The organism is Acidovorax sp. GW458-11-26-14-TSB4 (assembly GCF_059423865.1).
Window position 1 is genome coordinate 140,997 of record NZ_JBWKYR010000005.1, and the last position, 13,347, is coordinate 154,343.

At 55.8% G+C, this 13,347-nt stretch carries 21 protein-coding genes and 2 tRNA genes; 10 read left to right on the forward strand and 13 right to left on the reverse strand.

All coding sequences use genetic code 11. The features are described from left to right. Positions 1-75: 75 nt before the first annotated feature. The 5 genes from AC07X5_RS13160 to AC07X5_RS13180 all read right to left on the reverse strand — a co-directional run bounded on the left by AC07X5_RS13160 (position 76) and on the right by AC07X5_RS13180 (position 2,448). Positions 76-585 carry a hypothetical protein gene (locus tag AC07X5_RS13160; protein ID WP_494770528.1) on the reverse strand — a complete coding sequence of 170 codons (510 nt, stop codon included), beginning with the start codon at positions 583-585 and terminating at the stop codon, positions 76-78. 127 nt (positions 586-712) lie between these two features. Further along, positions 713-1,036: a hypothetical protein gene (locus AC07X5_RS13165; protein ID WP_494770529.1), complete on the reverse strand. Its 324-nt coding sequence runs from the start codon at positions 1,034-1,036 to the stop codon at positions 713-715. Positions 1,037-1,211: 175 nt separating this feature from the next. Then, positions 1,212-1,718, reverse strand: coding sequence for a hypothetical protein (locus AC07X5_RS13170; RefSeq protein WP_494770530.1), 507 nt, complete (start codon positions 1,716-1,718; stop codon positions 1,212-1,214). A gap of 4 nt (positions 1,719-1,722) precedes the next feature. Beyond that, a complete protein-coding gene (locus AC07X5_RS13175) occupies positions 1,723-2,103 on the reverse strand; it encodes a DUF4177 domain-containing protein (protein ID WP_494770531.1) in 381 nt (126 codons plus the stop codon). Between the two features lie 24 nt (positions 2,104-2,127). Next, complete coding sequence (locus tag AC07X5_RS13180; protein ID WP_494770532.1) at positions 2,128-2,448, reverse strand: hypothetical protein; 321 nt, start codon at positions 2,446-2,448, stop codon at positions 2,128-2,130. Between the two features lie 154 nt (positions 2,449-2,602). Between AC07X5_RS13180 and AC07X5_RS13185 the strand changes: the two genes are divergently transcribed. Next, positions 2,603-2,947: a helix-turn-helix domain-containing protein gene (locus AC07X5_RS13185; protein ID WP_494770533.1), complete on the forward strand. Its 345-nt coding sequence runs from the start codon at positions 2,603-2,605 to the stop codon at positions 2,945-2,947. A gap of 84 nt (positions 2,948-3,031) precedes the next feature. On the opposite strand, the gene AC07X5_RS13190 is transcribed toward AC07X5_RS13185, so the two are convergent. The 5 genes from AC07X5_RS13190 to AC07X5_RS13210 form a co-directional block, all read right to left on the reverse strand. Beyond that, on the reverse strand, positions 3,032-4,162 hold the full coding sequence (locus AC07X5_RS13190) for a hypothetical protein (protein WP_494770534.1): 1,131 nt from the start codon (positions 4,160-4,162) through the stop codon (positions 3,032-3,034). Between the two features lie 91 nt (positions 4,163-4,253). Then, a complete protein-coding gene (locus tag AC07X5_RS13195; protein ID WP_494770687.1) occupies positions 4,254-4,997 on the reverse strand; it encodes a DNA/RNA non-specific endonuclease in 744 nt (247 codons plus the stop codon). Positions 4,998-5,198: 201 nt separating this feature from the next. Further along, positions 5,199-5,585: a hypothetical protein gene (locus tag AC07X5_RS13200; RefSeq protein ID WP_494770535.1), complete on the reverse strand. Its 387-nt coding sequence runs from the start codon at positions 5,583-5,585 to the stop codon at positions 5,199-5,201. 46 nt (positions 5,586-5,631) lie between these two features. Beyond that, positions 5,632-5,991, reverse strand: coding sequence for a hypothetical protein (locus AC07X5_RS13205; RefSeq protein ID WP_494770536.1), 360 nt, complete (start codon positions 5,989-5,991; stop codon positions 5,632-5,634). Next, a complete protein-coding gene (locus AC07X5_RS13210) occupies positions 5,942-6,661 on the reverse strand; it encodes an SOS response-associated peptidase (RefSeq protein ID WP_494770537.1) in 720 nt (239 codons plus the stop codon). Before AC07X5_RS13210 ends, AC07X5_RS13205 begins: the two co-directional genes overlap by 50 nt. Positions 6,662-6,708: 47 nt before the next feature. Here AC07X5_RS13210 and AC07X5_RS13215 point away from each other — a divergent pair, with 47 nt between their 5' ends. The 7 genes from AC07X5_RS13215 (at position 6,709) to AC07X5_RS13245 (ending at position 10,560) form a co-directional block, all read left to right on the forward strand. Continuing rightward, positions 6,709-6,984 (forward strand): hypothetical protein, encoded by a 276-nt coding sequence (locus AC07X5_RS13215; protein WP_494770538.1) that lies wholly within the window; start codon positions 6,709-6,711, stop codon positions 6,982-6,984. 61 nt (positions 6,985-7,045) lie between these two features. Continuing rightward, entirely contained in the window at positions 7,046-7,219 is a 174-nt protein-coding gene (locus AC07X5_RS13220; protein ID WP_494770539.1) for a hypothetical protein, read from the forward strand. Positions 7,220-7,350: 131 nt separating this feature from the next. Beyond that, entirely contained in the window at positions 7,351-7,698 is a 348-nt protein-coding gene (locus AC07X5_RS13225; protein ID WP_494770540.1) for a hypothetical protein, read from the forward strand. Positions 7,699-7,781: 83 nt separating this feature from the next. Then, positions 7,782-8,078, forward strand: coding sequence for an H-NS histone family protein (locus AC07X5_RS13230; protein ID WP_494770541.1), 297 nt, complete (start codon positions 7,782-7,784; stop codon positions 8,076-8,078). Between the two features lie 76 nt (positions 8,079-8,154). Then, on the forward strand, positions 8,155-8,895 hold the full coding sequence (locus tag AC07X5_RS13235) for an abortive infection system antitoxin AbiGi family protein (protein ID WP_494770542.1): 741 nt from the start codon (positions 8,155-8,157) through the stop codon (positions 8,893-8,895). A 50-nt stretch (positions 8,896-8,945) separates the two neighbouring features. Further along, positions 8,946-9,683: an HNH endonuclease gene (locus tag AC07X5_RS13240; RefSeq protein ID WP_494770543.1), complete on the forward strand. Its 738-nt coding sequence runs from the start codon at positions 8,946-8,948 to the stop codon at positions 9,681-9,683. Positions 9,684-9,690: 7 nt separating this feature from the next. Continuing rightward, a complete protein-coding gene (locus AC07X5_RS13245) occupies positions 9,691-10,560 on the forward strand; it encodes a DUF4365 domain-containing protein (RefSeq protein ID WP_494770544.1) in 870 nt (289 codons plus the stop codon). Positions 10,561-10,933: 373 nt separating this feature from the next. Here AC07X5_RS13245 and AC07X5_RS13250 read toward each other — a convergent pair. Together AC07X5_RS13250 and AC07X5_RS13255 are read right to left on the reverse strand one after the other, a co-directional pair. Further along, a tRNA-Asn gene (locus AC07X5_RS13250) sits at positions 10,934-11,009 on the reverse strand. 110 nt (positions 11,010-11,119) lie between these two features. After that, positions 11,120-11,195 (reverse strand) — tRNA-Asn (locus AC07X5_RS13255). Between the two features lie 245 nt (positions 11,196-11,440). On the opposite strand from AC07X5_RS13255, the gene def reads away from it, so the two are divergent. Further along, the gene (def, locus tag AC07X5_RS13260; RefSeq protein WP_494770545.1) at positions 11,441-11,980 is read left to right on the forward strand and encodes a peptide deformylase; all 540 of its coding nucleotides are present in this window, start codon (positions 11,441-11,443) and stop codon (positions 11,978-11,980) included. A gap of 47 nt (positions 11,981-12,027) precedes the next feature. Here def and AC07X5_RS13265 read toward each other — a convergent pair whose 3' ends face one another. Beyond that, positions 12,028-12,561 (reverse strand): GNAT family N-acetyltransferase, encoded by a 534-nt coding sequence (locus tag AC07X5_RS13265; protein WP_494770546.1) that lies wholly within the window; start codon positions 12,559-12,561, stop codon positions 12,028-12,030. 95 nt (positions 12,562-12,656) lie between these two features. Here AC07X5_RS13265 and AC07X5_RS13270 point away from each other — a divergent pair, with 95 nt between their 5' ends. Beyond that, positions 12,657-13,241 carry a helix-turn-helix domain-containing protein gene (locus AC07X5_RS13270; RefSeq protein WP_494770547.1) on the forward strand — a complete coding sequence of 195 codons (585 nt, stop codon included), beginning with the start codon at positions 12,657-12,659 and terminating at the stop codon, positions 13,239-13,241. Positions 13,242-13,347: the final 106 nt, after the last annotated feature.

Below are 13,347 nucleotides of genomic sequence, written 5' to 3' on the forward strand. Positions count from 1 at the left end.
TCGGAAACTCTTTTCATTTCAAGGACTTACGAGAGGCAAAACTGACACACCTCCGGAGTGCCACTCCAAGGGCAGTTAATCAACCTTCTCCAGCTTCTTCTTGGCACCCCTGCCCTTCCCGCCAATGGACTTCTTGCCGATGGAACTTGGAGGTTCATCAGCGAGGTCGACACCATCAGCAATGAGCTTTTTGGTGTGTTCATCAAAGGTGGGGTTTTCCAAGACCTGATAGCCGCGGAGTGCTTCCGGAACCGCCTGGACGAATCCGAGGTGCTTCATCACGGCCAACAGGAACCCTGAGGTGTTCACCGACTTGCCTTGGAAGATAGGACGCAGAGAAGCCGACGTTACGGGGTTGACCAGCAGCGGGCCGATAGAGTCGTAGGGCACCCACTCCTTGCTGAAGAACCCTCCCCCGCTGGTCCTTACGATGCGGATAAACAGGTGCTCACTTTCATTGCAGCCCACTTGGAAATCCAGGAAGGTACGCCCCGAAAGCGAAGGGCACGTATCGGCCTGGAGCACCCGCATCTTTGCAGGGGTAGTAGTGGAGGTGGTTGCTTGTGTTTCATTAATAGCAGTCATTTGGTGTTCCTTTCAGTTGTTGATGGATGAAGGACCTTAATTAATCCTTCGTTATAGATACACAGATTTCCTCAGTTTTTGGACATGAAAAAGCCACCCGAAGGTGGCGACGTTGGAGCACATAGGTTTACCTCATGGTTGAGTGCATGACACACAATTGATGAAGGTCAGAATCAGTGGTGTCCTTTGGAATAAGCACCACATGGCCAAAGCCATCATCACTGAGGACACACACCAACTCATACCATTTGTGGTGTTCCGCAAAGTATTCCCAATAGGGAGTAAATCCTGGGTTGGTGTATGACGCACCACTCCAACGATTGACCAATGGGGAATATCCCAGGGCCTTGGTGACAGCATCAGTGGTGTCCAGGGAGTCAACCATGAACACACAAACTACCTCCTCAAATTGAAACCCTTGATCCTTTATGGTGGAGAGAAGGTCCTTCATAAGGGCTTTCACTTCAACATCAGTAGTGGTGTCCAGCAGATTATTGATTTCCTTTTTGGTTGCGAACGATTTGATATCAAGCTCCTTTCAAATGGACAAACAAAAAGCGCCTGAGGATTTCTCCAGAGGCGCCATGGGGGTTGATTGAGATTAGTGGTGTAAACCTTTGTGGTGTCTACAAGGTATCCTGCTTCGATGTGTCTTCCTCGTTGGTGTCTGCCTTCGTTGTGTTTCCGGCATTGGCCAGGACCGCTTGGCGATGCTTGCGGACCACGTAATAGATAAACCCCATAGCGGCTACACCCCACCCCATTGAGTGAAGGTATCGCTCGTTATAGAGGTTGGTCAAACACAGGGCCGTCAAGAGAATGAAACCCACCAGCTGCTTCTTGGAAACACGTTCCAAGCTTTCACCAATCAGTGCAGATTCCAACTCGATATCCACGGTCTTAATCGGTTTAGAAGAGGCTACATAGCTCTGTTGAGCAAGGTTCTCTCGCTGTTTTTGAATAGCTGCAGCTTCCTGCTCCTGAGCCACGCGGCGCTCCTCCATCTGACGGGCGAACTCCGTTTTTTGGCGGGCTACCTCCTCCCTCTGACGCACTGACTCAGCCTCCTGGGCCCGCAAGCGCTCCTGCTCGACCTCCCGGCGCCTCGCTGCGATCTTGTCGTTCAGGTCCATCCGCTCACTCCTCACCACTCAGGCCACCAGCGATAGCCTGCAGGGCAGACGCCCCAAGTACCACCCCAGCGGTGCCCAACACGGCCTTGCGACCTTGCCTCTTGGCGCCCTCCTCGGCTGCGATCACGTCATCAATACACCGGGCCGCCCGGGCCTCACGTTCATGCTCAGGGACGCGGCGCTCAAAGGTGACCATCAAAGTCTCCCTGTCGGACACCACAAGGTGGCGCTGCATGACTTTGGACATGAACACCATCCTCCAGCCCTCTGAGGCCATGGCGTTGATGTACGCCTCAAGGACCTTCGTTTCAATTCGGCCCTCTCCAAGAAGGAGTGAGCTGATTGACCCGTCGGCCACGTCGATGACCTTGTACTCATACTCCATATTGCTCCTTTCAATTGGTGTTAATTACTTGGCCCAGCGGGATTGCTCAAAGAGCCCCGGGATTTCCAATGTGCCCTTTTCCTTGTCATACACACAAATTCCTGAGGTGTAGCTACGCGAAGACGGTTCATCCTTTACGGCAAGCTCAATGACCAGCTTTCCATTCTTGTTCCAATGATCAATGGCTGACACATCATTAAAGGACTTCGCACGCTTCTCCTTATAGAACCTTGCGCATTCTGATTTGGCCTCCTTCACTTCCTCAGCTGTTGGGCCTGAGCAAGCCACGAGCAAAGCCACCGTTGATAGCGTTGCAGTCAATACAAAAACCTTCCCAATATTCATATCCCTCAAAATAATCTCCCAATAGTTAATTGATAGTTAATGGAATGCCAGCGTGGTGTCATCCAACTGGCGGCGAAAATATTGTAACGTTCTTCGTTACTTAGTGGACGAATTTCGTTACCGAAAAAGGCATGCTTGTCACGAAACTCGATGCATGCCTGTTGCCGAGCCGTCATCCTCCCCCGCCATCGTGGGAAGGCGTATGCAGGCCCTTCGTGAGGGTTTGGGCTGGACCCAGGAGAAAGTTGGCGTGGAGATCGGTCTTGAGGAATCAGCCAGCCGGATGCGGATCAGCCGCTACGAGCGCGGCGTGCACGAGCCCCCTGTAGGCACTGCTCGGCTGATCGCTCGGGTGTTCGGTGTGCCCCTGGCCTACCTGTACTGTGAGGATGACGAGATCGCGGCGCTGCTGCTTGCGTTGCACAAGCGGCCACCAGAGGCTCGGCGCGAGGTCGCTAAGGTCTTCATAGAGGCGCTTGAGTCCTCACAGGCTACTTGACGACCCGACGACCACACCTCGGCGGATAGTCGTCCGCAGCCATCTCATTGGTTTCCTTGTATGACGGCCTCTCGGAGCTTAAGGCTACTCACAGACAGTGTCTAATCTGCCGAAGCGTGGCCTGGTTACACACTTTAGTTCGGTGGGTGCTTGGCGTCGCTCAATGACGACTGGTTCTGGCTGTCGCTGACTAATACCCAGCAGCAAACCATTGATTATGGCGGCCGCCTTATTGTCAAAGGCGTCCTGTTCAGCTTGGCGTTGTGCTTCTTGTGCCAAACGTTGCTGCGCCTGATTGGCCTGCTCCCGAGCGATTTGTGCTTGTTCCTGAGCGCGTTGCGCCTGCAAGGCCTGCTGATCGTTGTTCTCTTTCCGAATACGCTCCAGTATGAGCGCAGCAGCAAAGTTCTGATCTACTTCTAGCCCGGGCATGCCTACAGGACGATCAATTACCCGAGTTTCTTCTGCCTTCATTTCTCCGCATAAAGATAGAGACTCAATCGTCGATTTAGCGCCACTCGGCCAATGGGCTTCAAACTTCATTGTCGGCATACAACCGTCTTGCCGCCTACCAGCAATTCTTTTCTGAGCAAAAATTTCGTATTTCAATCGAACTGGGGATCGCCCCCATGGGTGACGCCCAGATGAAGTGACTTCAAACACTTCAGCACCCTCTGGTACCGTTTTTAAGACAACAGTAAATTGACCAAGACTTTTATCTACCCGTTCTCGCTCGGCCTTTAATGTAGCCGCAAAGTTTTCATCCTTTTCAATAGATGGTGCATCTTTAGGGCGCACAAACGTATAATCATAATCTCTAGATGTGCCATCACACATACCGAGAGCCCCGCCCCTCGCAGTAGCTCCACTTAACCACTTAGCCTCCATTGGCATAACATATACGCAACCATCAGCCCGCATATTCTTTTCAAAATCCGCAACAGTATAAATTGAAGAATGGGAAGCTCTGCCGACATATCTACCACTTTCAATAACCCTTATCTCAGCACCCTCAGGGTCCGAGTGATAGTTTATAATAGTAAATGGCTTTGTCAAAAGGTTTACAGGAGCCGACAATGAATCAGCTTTAGAGGCTTTTTCTACTGACGTCGCTGACGACTTCTTTGTAGGCCGCTTTTCCTCCGAGGTCTTTGGTATTTGCGCAAAACCTGTCGATATATTGAGAAATACTATAACAGCCAAAGCATATTTCATCTGCGTTCCTCTCTAAGCTTGGAGCATGATAGCCGTGCTCACGAATAGTTACGAGTAAAAGATTGCAGCGAAGCAAGTGGAGCATCACGGCTCAATGCAGAGGCGTGATCCGTGGCAAGAACTCAATGCCGGTGCGCTTCACCAGTTCCTGATAGCTGATGGGCGGACCCGCGCGCTCACCCTCCTCATTGCGCTGCCAATGTGCCCAAGCTCGCTGGGTGGATGGGTCGTACACCAGCTTGTAGAGGTGTGTCGGCACCCTCACGCCGTTGCTGCCGATGCTGGGGCTGCCTGCTGAAAACACTGGCCCGGTGATCACGTACACATCGCCCTTGGCCCTGAGGATGTAGTGCCTGGTGTCCTGCTCGATGCGCGACCAGGCGCCGCCGTTGTGCTGGATGTTCTGCGGGACCATGTTGGCCAGGGAGAACGACTGGGCCATGGCGGTAGGCGTGGACATGTCGCCTGCCGGTGCCATATGCCCGCGTGAGTATCCGGAGCGCTTGTAGTCGTCCAGCTCTGCGCGCTCACTGCTGGGCAGCCGGGCATCTGCGAAGAATTTGTCCTTGCGCTTCTCATCGGCGTTCTCGATGGTCTTGCGGTTCAACCTCTGCGCCACATACAGCGGCGTGCGGGTGTTGCCGTCATGGAGCACAGCAAATGCCTCATAGCAAAGCTCACGCAGCTTCGGCCGCTTGGCAACTACTGGTGGTGTGCGGTTGGCGAAGAACTGGGGGCACTCAGCGAAGCTCGTCGGCTGGGGCGTCAGGAGTGCAGCGCTGTCGAACTGCTGGGATGGTGATCGAGCCGATGCGGTACCGATGAAGGCCAGCAGGAGGGCCGCGGCGATGGAGCAATGACGCAAGCGAGGGAGAGACTGATTCACTGGATTGAAAGGCCTATTGTTGTGTGCGGCAGGATACCGGGGCAGGCTCACTCAGCCCAGGTGCCATACCTGAAAAGTGGCGGGGAAAATTTGCGCTGGCACTCGACGACCCGACGACTCGACGACAGGGCCCAACCCGGATCAACAGCGTCAGCCATACACGCCCTCTTCGTCGTAGAAGTAGACATGCTCGCCGACAGCATCATTCATCGCGTTGCGTAGTTGCTCGTAGAGCGCCATCCGCTCCTCGTGGTGAGGACGATAGGGCACCAGCTCCTCAATCGGCGTGGCCAGGAACTTCAAATCAGCCTCGGTGGTGACGTAGCCGAACTCTTTGGCCATCTCCTCGTCCACCTCGGTGAAGTCCTGCTTGTCCTCAATGACCTCGCAGCTGTCCATGTACTCGGCCCAAGCCAACACCGCATCAGTGAACGTGAATGCACTGGTGCTCAGAATGACCTCAACAGCCGCGACAACGCGGGCGTGCTGATCCGCTGAAATGTGCTTTCCGTCCAACGTTTTCACTACGAGCTTCATGGGGTTCTCCTGGTGGGAATAGTCGTCGGGTCATCGATTCGACAGGTCACATCGAGAGCGCAAAGGGGCCACATGCAGGATGCCATTCAGGCAGGTGCTGCGGCACACCTACCTCGTCCATGCCGATGTCGAACACGCCGTCATCGAAGGTCACCCCGCATACCTGCATGGCCGCTTGATGGGCTGCATGGAATGCGTCGAATCGCTTGCCGTCCACGTCCGCAAAGTTGTGGTCATCGGGACAGCCCATGTCGTCCCAGCACTCCATTTCAAAGCGCGCATCCATGGCCTGCTCAAGGGTCACGCCAAGGCGCTCCAGCGTGGCCATGGCCGCTACCTTCGCACGCTCCAATGTCTCAGGCGAACAGCTGAGGTGTGGTGCGTAGATGCTGATGGTGTGTGTCATGGTGGGGCTCTCCTTTCAGGTGTTCGGCTGCGGGTGGTGTAAGCAGTCGCTGTGCTTGCTGGGCCGTTCCGAATAGCCATGCACCAATGTCGCGGGCCTCGATGGAAATCACGCTGCGCTTGTCTTGGGGGATCAATGGCCGTCGGGTCGTCGGGTCGAACTTGGGTTTGTGCATGCGGCACATCACCGGGTGGTCATCCGCATTGACCGTGAGCATGGTGTAGCTCTCGAAGGCCTGGCCCGTCAGCCGATCAGTCCAGGTGTTCCATAGGCCCGCCAGCGCCCACGGCCGACCATCTGCTCGGTGGAAGCGCCACCACTCATTGACCCCGGATTCCCAGCACGGCTCGTCGAAACTCACGGCAGGTATCAGGCACCTCTGCCCGCTCAACCAGGGATGCCGGTAGCTCGGCTTGCTCAGCAGTTCCTCTGACTTGGCGTTGCTGGTGGAGAAGGCCACCCGGTATGTCGCGGAGAAGGCCGGGATGAGCCCCCATTGCCCAATGACCAGCTCCACGGGCCTGGCGCTACCCGGTGGGGATCTCCGCAGGAACGGACCCACGTATTGGGGGTGCAGCACCTCCTCCCACCAGCGATAGGGGTTGCGGTTGCCTATGTGCCAGTCGCGCTCGATGTCGCGCTCGTGGGGAGGGATGTACCGGGTGCACATGCACAATACTGTACATAACCCCAGTATTCTGAGCTACAGTCACCCCCATGCGGGTCAAGGTCATGTTGGTACGGGAAGAAGGTCAGCTGCATGTGCCCGTGAGGCGCAGGGGCTACGGCGACCTATGGCTCAAGCACGAGAAGTCTGTCGGCGAGGACAAGACCTATGAGGTGCTGGAGGCCCTGGGATCAGGCTTCCCCAAGCTCTATGAGCCCCGGGTGACCTACATCACGGCCGGGATGATCCGCTTTATTGGGTATGAGCGCGTAGACAAGGTCTGGTACATGCAGGAGTGGTACTGTGAAATCGACGGATCCAAATAGGCTGCTGGGGGTCAGCGGGTCTGATGAGAACATCCCAATGGGCCACCCTACCCTGCTCCGCGTGCCCGTAAAGAATGGCGTGGTCGTGGATGACCGGGTGCTGCCGCTGCCGTTCGATCACTACGAGGTGCTGCGCCACGGGGAATGGTGCACGGTGATGGTGGTAGCTACCGGTGAGGTGGTGTTCCAGGGTGAGGGGCGCGCCGAGGTGGTTGTATCGAGAGCACCGTTCTGAGCAGCCCAAATGGGTGATGGGCGCAAATAAAACTTGCAAGCCTCTGCACTCTCTGTAGCATGTTGATACAAAGTGGCTTCGCAGCTGCGTCTGGCCAGCGGCCCAGCATCACGCCGCATACGGAGATTCCAATGAGAGCACTACTCATCGCGGCAGCAATCGCCTTCCCCATGGCAGCCTCGGCGGCCTGCTTCGGTACCGGGGCATTCCAAAACTGCACGGACAACCAAGGCAACACCTACTCCGTCCAGCGATACGGCAACACCACCCAGATGCAGGGGCACAACATCCAGAATGGTACCAACTGGAATCAGACCAGCAATACGGTTGGGAACATGACATTCCACAATGGCTCCGCTGCGAATGGGAATTCTTGGTCAGGCTCCAGCACTTCAGTTGGCGGATCAACGTTCTATCAAGGAACTGATAGCCGCGGAAACAGCTACAACAAGACTTGCAACGCATTCGGCTGCAACTAAATCGCAGATTCCGCTGCGTGCGAGGATTGCAAGATATCAAGCAGGTTGCTGTATTCTGAAGCTTTGTAACTACAAGGCTCACAATGTCCAACTACAAAGCGCTCATCGCCCGTAAAGCCGAACTTGACCGACTCATCGAGGAGACCCGCAAGGCCGAACAGTCAGGCGCAATCGCCGAGGCACGCGCCCTCATCGCGGAGTTTGGGCTGACCTCTGAGGATGTGTTCGGGGGCGGCAAGGCCAGGAAGGCTTCCAGCGCCAAAGGCACAAAGGTTGAGGCGAAATACCGGGATCCCGCGACGGGAGCGACTTGGACAGGCCGGGGCCGTGCTCCAGTGTGGATTGCCGATAAGGACCGCTCTGCTTTTGCCATTACATAATAATTCACAAATATAAACCACAAAGACACAATAACGATCCGTTAGTCTATCCTTATAAATTTCAGCAACACAAGAAATGCCACTTAGCTCAAGCAACCTCACACATTTCACGGATAATAAAGAGAATCTATTTGGAATTTTCAGAGAGAACTTCAAGGTATTCTTCTGCAAAGAAACTGTTTACCTGGGTGGCGTACCCACTTCATTCCACTGCCCCATGATTAGTTTCTGTGACATCCCAATGTCAGAAATAAAGGATCATATAAGGAAGTACGGCTCTTACGGCATTGGATTGACCAAAAGTTGGGCAATAAAGAATGGACTGAATCCCGTTTTATACGTAGCTGCAAACTCCGAATTGTCACGCAGCTACCAAACAGCGATAAACCACTTCGTCCTTCACCCCGACAAGATGGCCTATCGTGCTACAAAAGAGGAAATGGCTCTAACCGACGTTCTTAGGTATATGAAAAACTATGAAGGCCCCTTAATAAGAAAGGGCGCACTGATTGATGAAAATTACAGATTCTCAGATGAACGAGAGTGGAGGTATTCGCCTCCATTCAACGATAAAGAACAGATGATAGCGAGTGAAGAGGATTTCAAAAATGACTCCGAAAATCTAATCAAGATGTATGAGAAGCACAGGCTAGTTTTCGAGCCAAATGACATCAGATACATAATAATAAAGGACGATTCTGAAATAACGGAATTTATAACATATCTACGCAATGTAAAAGGCGCGCACCCCTACAACGACGTGGATAAGCTAATGGCGAGAATAATAACAACTGAGCAGATAATTAATGACTTTTAGCGAGGTTTTCTAATTTCTGCATTTCCGCACTGCACAGGCAAATAATTAACATGAAATTTAAATCCTGGATGACGCATCAAGGGCTTTCCGACTCCAGCGTCAGAAAGTATGACGGCGCCATCACAGGTGTACTGACACAATGGGGCATGGAAGCGGGCATCCTTCAAGAGCCTCTAGCCGCAGTAATCTCGCCGCAAATCTATGCTGCCATTCGCTTAAAGCTGGAGACTCTGCCGATCTTCATCGAGCGCAACGCGAGCGGACATCATATGTACAGTAGCGCTCTTGTAAAGTATGCAGAGTATTTAGAAGAAGAATTTCATAGGGACATTGAGCAAGACATCGAGAATATCCTAAGCGATCCGATCCTCAAGCCAACAGAGAAAATCGAGTTGGTGAAGGCGCGAATTGGCCAAGGCGCATTTCGACAAAAGCTCCTCCGGCACTGGAAAGGATGTGCAGTCACTGGCTACAAGGAATTGAAGATGTTGGTGGCCTCGCACATCAAGCCTTGGAGCGCATCCTCCAATGCCGAAAGGCTTGACCCGTTCAACGGGCTGCTACTGAGCCCTAACCTTGACCGAGCCTTCGATAGGGGATTCATTACGTTTGACGAGAATGGCGTTCTAGCTGTTTCGCCGTTGCTCAGTGAGCCTCAAACCCTGGGCATTGCGGATGGGATGCGTGTTATCCTTCAGCCCGAACATCAGCCATTCATGACGCATCATCGAAATCACGTCTACCGTGCGGTGCGATTAAACCATCCGCCGAAAAAAGCAACAACGTAGGATTAATATGGCAAGGTACAACAGCACTGAACAGATCGGTGTACACGCGGTGGCGCACCTATTTGCTTCTTCGTTGGGATGGATTTTTCGAGAACAGCCAATCGCGGATATGGGTATTGATGCGCAGGTTGAACTAGTTGAAGAAGAACCAACTGGACAACTTGTAGGTATACAAATCAAAACCGGCCCCAGTCACTTTACACTGAAGCCCGAGGGACTTGTTTACTACGGCTCAAAGGCGCATTTGGATTATTGGCTAGGCCATCGGCTTCCCGTCCTCCTTGTCGCACATCTTCCGGAATCCGAGAAAACGTATTGGGTCCAAGTGCAGGAACAATCAATAGAAAGAACATCAAAGGGCTGGAAGATTCTCATTCCTTACAGTAATACGCTTGACTCAAGTAGTCGCTCTCAACTTGCGGCTACATTCAAGGGTTCCGAGCGTGATCAACGGCTGCGGCGACTAGCATTGGATGAAGAGTTGATGCGCCACGTGCAGAGTGACGGCCGAGTCTCTATCGAAATGGAGGATTGGTACAACAAAAGCTTAGGTCGCAGCCCAATCAAAGTGATCGTATATGCCGATGACGGCGAGGAAGAGGTGGTCAAGGAGTGGTTTGTCACATACGCTGGGTACAGACCGAAAGCATTGGTGGAGGCCATGTTCCCCTGGGCCTCTGCTGGCATAGATCAACTCTTCTACGACGATTATGCAGACTTCGAAGACAGCACCATCCCTTACAGCCGCGACCCGGAGAGCGTCTACCCCTACATGGATTCCGCTGGAGAGGTAGCGTCTTACCGACTGCAGTTGTTCTTGAACGATCTCGGCGAGGCCTACTTGCTGCTTTCCGATCATCTCAATGACTCGGAGTGAGCAGAACCGAGCGACGCCCTCTTCCCAGCACAGGCGTCTGCCATAGCACTCATTGATGCACCCGACATCAATCCGCGCGCCATCTATCGCCTCAATGAGCCCCGCCCCAGGCCACCCCGCATCGAGGCCCGCGAGACCCACCCATAGCACCCGCCGATGCCGCTCATCATCAGGTCATAGCCGAGAGTTCGCAGACCAGCGCAGTGCATGGAGCCTCGCCCCGCAACGACCTCGCAGTAGACCCCGCCGAACCACACCGACCCACGATGCCCGCAGCCATCAACCTATGATGCTCGCCGCATCAACCACATCAATGCGCCGCCCCAAAGCAAAAAGGCCACCCCGCAAAGGGTAGCCTTTTACTGCCAATGAATGGCTCCTCGACCTGGGCTCGAACCAGGGACCTACGGATTAACAGTCCGGCGCTCTACCGACTGAGCTATCGAGGAATGATCGGTACTATCTGTCTGACGATGATGTGCTGCAGTGGTGGCAAGCGTGCTCTGCGCTTGCCGGTGGTGTACCCGATGATTGCAGCGGGGCACAGCACGTGAATTCTTGGCTCCTCGACCTGGGCTCGAACCAGGGACCTACGGATTAACAGTCCGGCGCTCTACCGACTGAGCTATCGAGGAACAAGACTTAGATTATATACACAAAATTCGGGCGTTTTCCAGTCGCGGCGATGTTTGGTGCAATCTGGGCGAAAAGTTCTGCGCGCGACGGGGGCGCCCACGCAGCGCGCTGCGGTGCCCCGCCCCACTGCAGCGGGGCTGGCGGCCTTGGGGCATGATGTGCAGTTGGCCAACTGGCTGGCTCGCTGACCGTACCGGCTGACTGGCAACCACATACATACAGCACATCCTTCGTCTCACCCACCATGACCATCCACACCATCCTGAAGATGGGCGACCCGCGCCTGCTGCGCGTGGCCCAGCCTGTGACCGCGTTCGATACGGACGAGCTGCACCTGCTGGTGCGCGACATGCTGGAGACCATGCAGTCCGTCAACGGCGCAGGGCTGGCGGCGCCGCAGATTGGGGTGGACCTGCAGTTGGTGATCTTTGGCTCGAACGAGCGCAACCCGCGCTACCCAGACCGGCCCATCGTGCCGCCCACGGTGCTGATCAACCCGGTGATCACACCGCTGGGCGATGCGGAAGAAGAGGACTGGGAGGGCTGCCTCTCGGTGCCGGGGCTGCGCGGCAAGGTGCCGCGCTGGGCGCGCATCCGCTACACGGGGTTTGATCTGTATGGCGACCCGATCGACCGCACGGTGGATGGCTTCCATGCGCGGGTGGCGCAGCACGAGTGCGACCACCTGATCGGCAAGCTGTACCCGATGCGGGTGCGGGATTTCACGCAGTTTGGGTTCACGGAAGTTCTCTTCCCCGACATCAGCGCTGCGGAAGACGACTGAAGCTGCGGCGACACATGGGCAAGCCAGCCCGTCAGTCGATCAATCAATCAATCGCTCTTGCGCCCTGCTCCATCCGGATCCGTCCGCGCATCGAGCTTGAGCTGCAGAAACGCCAGGTCCAGCCATTGGCCGAACTTGGTGCCCACCTCGGGCAGCAGGCCGACCTGGGTGAAGCCCAGGCGTTCGTGCAGTTGGATGGATGCGGTGTTGCCGGCCTCGATGCCGGCGACCATGACGTGCTTGCCGATGGCGCGGGCGCGTTCGATGAGGGCCTGCATGAGCCGCTTGCCCAGGCCGGCGCCGCGGGCGTCGTGGTGCACGTAGACCGAATGCTCGACGGTGTGGCGGTAGCCGTCGAAGGCGCGCCAGTCGCCGAAGGAGGCGTAGCCGGCCACGCCGCCCTGCGCGTCGATGGCCACTAGCACGGGGTAGCCCAGGCGCTGGCGGTCGGCCAGCCAGGCGGCGCGGTTGGCGGCGTCGACCAGGGTTTCGTTCCAGATGGCGGTGGTGTTGGCCACGGCGTCGTTGTAGATGGCGAGGATGCCTTCGATGTCGCCGGTGTGGGCGTCGCGTATCTGCATATTTACTTCCGTAAGTCCACATCCACCGCTGCCTCGATCAGCGTGGTGGACACGACCATGATTTTGATGGAATATTGTCCATCATGATAAAACAAATGTCCACCAAAGTAGACGACGCCGTCGACAGCCTGAGCCAGCGCATCGGTGCCCGTGTGCGCATCGAGCGCGAGGGCCGGGGCTGGTCGCTGACCGATCTGGCCACACACTCTGGCGTGTCGCGGGCCATGGTGCACAAGCTGGAGCGGGGCGAGTCGAGCCCCACGGCGACGCTGCTGGCGCGGCTGTCGGGCGCGTTCGGGCTGAGCATGTCGCAGCTGATCGCACGCGCCGAGGCCAAGGAGGGGCGGCTGCTGCGCCGGGCCGAGCAGCCGGTGTGGACCGACCCGCAGACGCACTATGTACGCCGCCATGTGTCGCCGCCCTCGCACGACCTGCCGCTGGACCTGGTGCAGGTGGAGCTGCCCGCGGGCGCGCGGGTGCCGATGCCCGCGTCCGCGTACGTGGCGCAGCGGCAACTGATCTGGGTGCTGCAGGGGGCGCTGGTGTTCATGGAAGGCACCACCCGCCATGCCATGGAGGCGGGTGACTGCCTGGAGCTGGGGCCGCCTGCCGATTGCGAGTTCCGCAACGAGGCGGCCACGGCCTGCACCTATGCCGTGGTGGTGCTGCGCAAGGGATAAAAGAAAAGACGAGCGCGCCTGCACCTGAGAACCTGTTCAAAGTCTTTTTGAAGCAAAAAAGACTTTGAACAGGTTCTGGCTCCACCACGGGGCGCAGCCGCCCACG

Bases quoted from the DNA above. Each gene is read 5' to 3' on its own strand.
- AC07X5_RS13215 (WP_494770538.1), top strand. From the start codon at position 6,709: ATGCGGGTCAAGGTCATGTTGGTACGGGAAGAAGGTCAGCTGCATGTG.
- AC07X5_RS13170 (WP_494770530.1), bottom strand. From the start codon at position 1,718: ATGGACCTGAACGACAAGATCGCAGCGAGGCGCCGGGAGGTCGAGCAG.
- def (WP_494770545.1), top strand. From the start codon at position 11,441: ATGACCATCCACACCATCCTGAAGATGGGCGACCCGCGCCTGCTGCGC.
- AC07X5_RS13205 (WP_494770536.1), bottom strand. From the start codon at position 5,991: ATGACACACACCATCAGCATCTACGCACCACACCTCAGCTGTTCGCCT.
- AC07X5_RS13240 (WP_494770543.1), top strand. From the start codon at position 8,946: ATGAAATTTAAATCCTGGATGACGCATCAAGGGCTTTCCGACTCCAGC.
- AC07X5_RS13185 (WP_494770533.1), top strand. From the start codon at position 2,603: ATGCCTGTTGCCGAGCCGTCATCCTCCCCCGCCATCGTGGGAAGGCGT.
- AC07X5_RS13235 (WP_494770542.1), top strand. From the start codon at position 8,155: ATGCCACTTAGCTCAAGCAACCTCACACATTTCACGGATAATAAAGAG.
- AC07X5_RS13160 (WP_494770528.1), bottom strand. From the start codon at position 585: ATGACTGCTATTAATGAAACACAAGCAACCACCTCCACTACTACCCCT.
- AC07X5_RS13180 (WP_494770532.1), bottom strand. From the start codon at position 2,448: ATGAATATTGGGAAGGTTTTTGTATTGACTGCAACGCTATCAACGGTG.
- AC07X5_RS13270 (WP_494770547.1), top strand. From the start codon at position 12,657: ATGTCCACCAAAGTAGACGACGCCGTCGACAGCCTGAGCCAGCGCATC.
- AC07X5_RS13225 (WP_494770540.1), top strand. From the start codon at position 7,351: ATGAGAGCACTACTCATCGCGGCAGCAATCGCCTTCCCCATGGCAGCC.
- AC07X5_RS13245 (WP_494770544.1), top strand. From the start codon at position 9,691: ATGGCAAGGTACAACAGCACTGAACAGATCGGTGTACACGCGGTGGCG.
- AC07X5_RS13210 (WP_494770537.1), bottom strand. From the start codon at position 6,661: ATGTGCACCCGGTACATCCCTCCCCACGAGCGCGACATCGAGCGCGAC.
- AC07X5_RS13230 (WP_494770541.1), top strand. From the start codon at position 7,782: ATGTCCAACTACAAAGCGCTCATCGCCCGTAAAGCCGAACTTGACCGA.
- AC07X5_RS13200 (WP_494770535.1), bottom strand. From the start codon at position 5,585: ATGAAGCTCGTAGTGAAAACGTTGGACGGAAAGCACATTTCAGCGGAT.
- AC07X5_RS13175 (WP_494770531.1), bottom strand. From the start codon at position 2,103: ATGGAGTATGAGTACAAGGTCATCGACGTGGCCGACGGGTCAATCAGC.
- AC07X5_RS13265 (WP_494770546.1), bottom strand. From the start codon at position 12,561: ATGCAGATACGCGACGCCCACACCGGCGACATCGAAGGCATCCTCGCC.
- AC07X5_RS13190 (WP_494770534.1), bottom strand. From the start codon at position 4,162: ATGAAATATGCTTTGGCTGTTATAGTATTTCTCAATATATCGACAGGT.
- AC07X5_RS13165 (WP_494770529.1), bottom strand. From the start codon at position 1,036: ATGAAGGACCTTCTCTCCACCATAAAGGATCAAGGGTTTCAATTTGAG.